The sequence below is a fragment of the Arthrobacter sp. SPT-J7 genome, from assembly GCF_059089965.1.
The window spans coordinates 1-3,800 of sequence record NZ_JBNHFF010000275.1 but is presented as its reverse complement, the minus strand read 5'-3'; the positions used below and the strand labels follow the sequence as shown (position 1 = coordinate 3,800).

At 65.4% G+C, this 3,800-nt stretch carries 4 protein-coding genes and 1 pseudogene; 2 read left to right on the top strand and 3 right to left on the bottom strand.

Annotated features, from left to right (window positions below; translation table 11 throughout):
• Positions 1-30 precede the first annotated feature (30 nt).
• A complete protein-coding gene (locus AC5RWX_RS31230; RefSeq protein WP_494100074.1) occupies positions 31-291 on the top strand; it encodes a hypothetical protein in 261 nt (86 codons plus the stop codon).
• Positions 292-384: 93 nt separating this feature from the next.
• Here the strand turns inward: AC5RWX_RS31230 and AC5RWX_RS31225 are convergent, their stop codons facing one another.
• The gene (locus AC5RWX_RS31225; protein ID WP_494100073.1) at positions 385-621 is read right to left on the bottom strand and encodes a hypothetical protein; all 237 of its coding nucleotides are present in this window, start codon (positions 619-621) and stop codon (positions 385-387) included.
• Between the two features lie 293 nt (positions 622-914).
• Between AC5RWX_RS31225 and AC5RWX_RS31220 the strand changes: the two genes are divergently transcribed.
• Positions 915-1,907 (top strand): IS481 family transposase, encoded by a 993-nt coding sequence (locus tag AC5RWX_RS31220; protein WP_494100072.1) that lies wholly within the window; start codon positions 915-917, stop codon positions 1,905-1,907.
• Here the strand turns inward: AC5RWX_RS31220 and hutH are convergent.
• Positions 1,904-3,496, bottom strand: coding sequence for a histidine ammonia-lyase (gene hutH, locus AC5RWX_RS31215; RefSeq protein WP_494100071.1), 1,593 nt, complete (start codon positions 3,494-3,496; stop codon positions 1,904-1,906). The genes AC5RWX_RS31220 and hutH overlap by 4 nt on opposite strands.
• A 1-nt stretch (position 3,497) precedes the next feature.
• Positions 3,498-3,800 (bottom strand): annotated as a pseudogene (locus AC5RWX_RS31210) (urocanate hydratase); the annotation flags it as partial.

Genomic DNA, 3,800 nt, shown 5'->3' with positions numbered 1-3,800 from the left:
CTGGGGAACAAACCATAGAAAGTTCAGTACATGTCTACAGCAACTCTGGAACGCGTTCCTGCCTCTCCTGTCTCCACGGAAGAGCAGCGGAACCGGACCATCGACCTGGAGTTTTCCACTGCAGGCGAAATGCATGCAGGCCTGGAAGAAGCCGTTGCGGAGCTGATCGAGGTAGCTGCCAAAGACGCCTCCTGCGGAATTCTGGTTACCCGGCTGCATCCCGGCCGCTTCACAGTAGCGTTGGATGAATCAGTGCCGTTCGGCGAAACCTACGAGGCCATCGCCGCCTGACAGTTTGCGACGGACGCCTCTCCGCGCATCAAACAAGAGTCCCCGCCTGCTCAAGCAGCGGCGGGGACTTTTGTTTTGGTATTGCGAAGGCTGTCAGCCGCGGCGTACCTGCACGCCGTCGGACTTCAGGAAGAGCTGCTTTTCAGTCGGACCAGCCGGCACAAGCCACAGAACGTTTCCGCTCTGGGACACTTCTTCAACCTCCCCGGCAGCTACCACATGCGCCTGCTTGATGATCTCGACACGTTCCCCGGCCTGAAGAGTCCTCCAGTCGGTAACCGCGGCGGAATGGGCATTGCGCCTCGACAGGACTGCCCCACGTGCTTTCATTTGAACTTCTACCCCTTTGTATATGTTCCGCGCCACAGCCTCTTTGATGTGACTTTCACTACACCTTCAGTTCTACTACACTCCCCGTCCGCCTGATGACCGTGACGCTGGAAATTCCACCAGGCGGACGCTTTATGCCGGGAAGCTGAAGATTCTTCGTACCTAGGTGTACTGCCCAGGCAGGTTGGTTGGGTGAATGTGATGACTCGCTGGAGTCGTTGACCCAAAGGTGAGGACCTCCGGTTGCACAGTGGAGTTGCTTAGACAGCCGCTGCAGCGACCAGGAGGTCCTCATGTCCCACGCTAATGCCGCTTTGACTCCACGCCAACGGTTACGCGTCGCGCGTCTCGTCGTAGACCACGGCTGGCCGGTGTCCCGGGCCGCTGAACAGTTCAACTGCTCCTGGCCGACGGCCAAGCGCTGGGCTGAGCGCTACGCCGCAATGGGCGAGGCCGGCGTGGCCGACAGATCCTCCCGCCCGCACCGGGTGGCGAACCGCACCCCGCAGCAGCTGGTGCGCAAAGTCGTGCATCTGCGCTGGAAGCAACGGCTGGGGCCGGTCGCGATCGGTGCGAAGCTGGCCATGCCAGCCTCGACCGTGCACGCGGTGCTGGTCCGGTGCCGGCTGAACCGCCTCCATCACGTGGACAAGCGCACCGGGGAAGTCATCCGCCGCTACGAGCACGAGACGCCCGGGGCGATGATCCACGTCGATGTGAAGAAGCTCGGCAATATCCCCGACGGCGGCGGCTGGCGCTACGTCGGCCGACAGCAAGGCAAACAGAACCGGGCTGCAACTCCGTCAAAGCCGCGGAGCAGCCACCGTAATCCGCTGATCGGGACCGCCTACGTCCACACGGTCATCGACGACCACTCCCGGGTCGCCTACGCCGAAATCCACAGCGACGAAACAGCTGCCACCGCAGTTGGAGTGCTCAAGCGTGCAGTGTCCTGGTTCGCCGCCCGCAGCGTCACCGTTGAGCGGGTCCTCTCCGACAACGGATCGGCCTACAAATCCCACCTCTGGCGCGACACCTGCCGGGAACTGGGCATCAAGGCAAAGAAGACCCGGCCCTACCGCCCGCAGACCAACGGAAAGATCGAACGCTTCCACCGAACCCTCGCCGACGGATGGGCATTCAAACGCTACTACGCCACCGAATCAGCCCGCAGAAACGCCCTCCCGGCATGGCTCCACAACTACAATCACCACAGGCCCCACACCGCAATCGGAGGCCACCCGCCCATCAGCCGCTTAACCAACCTGCCTGGGCAGTACACCTAGGCCAGTGCCCCGACGGCCGATTCGGCTGCCCGCCGCACCTTCCCGGCCGCCACCAGACGGTCTGCCGCCTCCAGCTCCGGTGAAAGGAAGCGGTCCGTTCCCGGACCGTCCACCACAGCGCGAAGGGCCGCGACCACAGCGGCACCTGCCGGTCCGGGCGTCAACACTCCACCGGAGAGCTGGGTGCGGATGTCCAGCGCACGGGCCGACGTCACCAGTTCTATGGCCAGGACCCGCCGCAGGTTCTCCACTGCCTTCCGCAGCTTGCGCGCCGCGTGCCAGCCCATGGAGACGTGGTCTTCCTGCATGGCGGAGCTCGGGATGGAGTCCACTGATGCGGGGACAGCGAGCCGCTTGTTGTCCGATACCAGGCCTGCCTGGGTGTACTGGGCAATCATCAGCCCGGAATCGACGCCGGGGTCAGCTGCGAGGAAGGCAGGAAGGCCGTGGGAACGGGCCGGATCCAGCATCCTGTCCGTGCGTCGCTCAGCGATGGAGCTCAGGTCGGCGACGGCGATGGCCAGGAAGTCCAGGACGTAGGCCACCGGGGCACCGTGGAAGTTGCCGTTGGAGCTGACCCGTCCGTCCGGAAGGACCACCGGGTTGTCGATGGCGGCGTCCAGTTCACGCGAAGCGACGAGCGCTGCATGGGCCAGCGTGTCCCGGACTGCACCGGCAACCTGCGGGGCGCAGCGGAGCGAGTAGGCGTCCTGCACCCGAGAGTCCCCCACCCGGTGTGAGGCAACAATCGGAGAATCGGACAGCACACGCAGCATGTTGTCGGCACTTGCTGCCTGGCCCGGGTGCGGGCGCAGCGCGGCGTGAAGTTCCGGCAGGAACACCTGGTCGGTGCCCAGCAATGCCTCGACGCTCAGTGCGGCGGTGATGTCCGCCGTCGTCAGCAGCTCGCGAAGGTCCGCGATGGCCATCAGGAGCATGCCCAGCATGCCTTCCGTGCCGTTGACCAGCGCCAGTCCTTCCTTCTCGGCAAGGGTGACCGGCGCGATGCCGTGCTCGGCGAGAAGTTCGGCGACGGCGGGGCGGCCGGCAACGCCGTAAAGCTCCCCGTCGGGCCCGGCTGCTTCACCCTCCCCCATCAGGACCAGGGCGCAATGCGACAGCGGGGCGAGGTCGCCGGAGCAGCCCAGGGAACCGAATTCGCGGATCAGGGGAGTGATGCCGGCGTTGAGCACGTCCACCATGGTCTGCAGGACCACGGGGCGGACGCCGGTGCGGCCGGAGGCGAGGGTCTTGGCGCGCAGCAACATGATGGCACGCACCACTTCACGCTCTACGGCAGGACCCATGCCGGCAGCATGGCTGCGGATCAGGCTCTTCTGCAACTGGGTGCGCAGTTCGTTGGGGATGTGGCGGTTGGCCAGGGCGCCGAAGCCGGTGGAGATTCCGTAGGCCGGGACGTCGCTGGCAGCCAGGTCATTGATGTGTGCCCGGACCTTCGCAACGGTTTGCAGTGCTTCCGGGGAGATGGTGACCTTGGCGTTGTGGCGCGTGACGGCGACGACGTCCTCGGGCGTGACTCCGCTGGACCCGAGGGTGACGGTCAGCGGTTCGTGGGTAATGGTGCTCATGTTATTTACTCTCGTTCATGGGGATGCGGACGCCGCGTTCCTTGGCGACGTCGAGGGCACGGTCGTAGCCGGCGTCGGCGTGGCGGATGACGCCCATGCCGGGGTCGTTGGTAAGGAGGCGCTCGAGCTTCTGGGCGGCGAGGTCGGTGCCGTCGGCGACGGAGACCTGGCCGGCGTGGATGGACCGGCCGATGCCTACTCCGCCGCCGTGGTGCAGGGATACCCAGGTGGCGCCGGAGGCGGTGTTGAGCAGGGCGTTCAGCAGGGGCCAGTCGGGGGTGGGGGGCGCACCCGCCCCCCACTC

Coding starts and splice junctions, on each gene's coding strand:
- AC5RWX_RS31230 (WP_494100074.1), top strand. CDS start 31: ATGTCTACAGCAACTCTGGAACGCGTTCCTGCCTCTCCTGTCTCCACG.
- AC5RWX_RS31220 (WP_494100072.1), top strand. CDS start 915: ATGTCCCACGCTAATGCCGCTTTGACTCCACGCCAACGGTTACGCGTC.
- AC5RWX_RS31225 (WP_494100073.1), bottom strand. CDS start 621: ATGAAAGCACGTGGGGCAGTCCTGTCGAGGCGCAATGCCCATTCCGCC.
- hutH (WP_494100071.1), bottom strand. CDS start 3,496: ATGAGCACCATTACCCACGAACCGCTGACCGTCACCCTCGGGTCCAGC.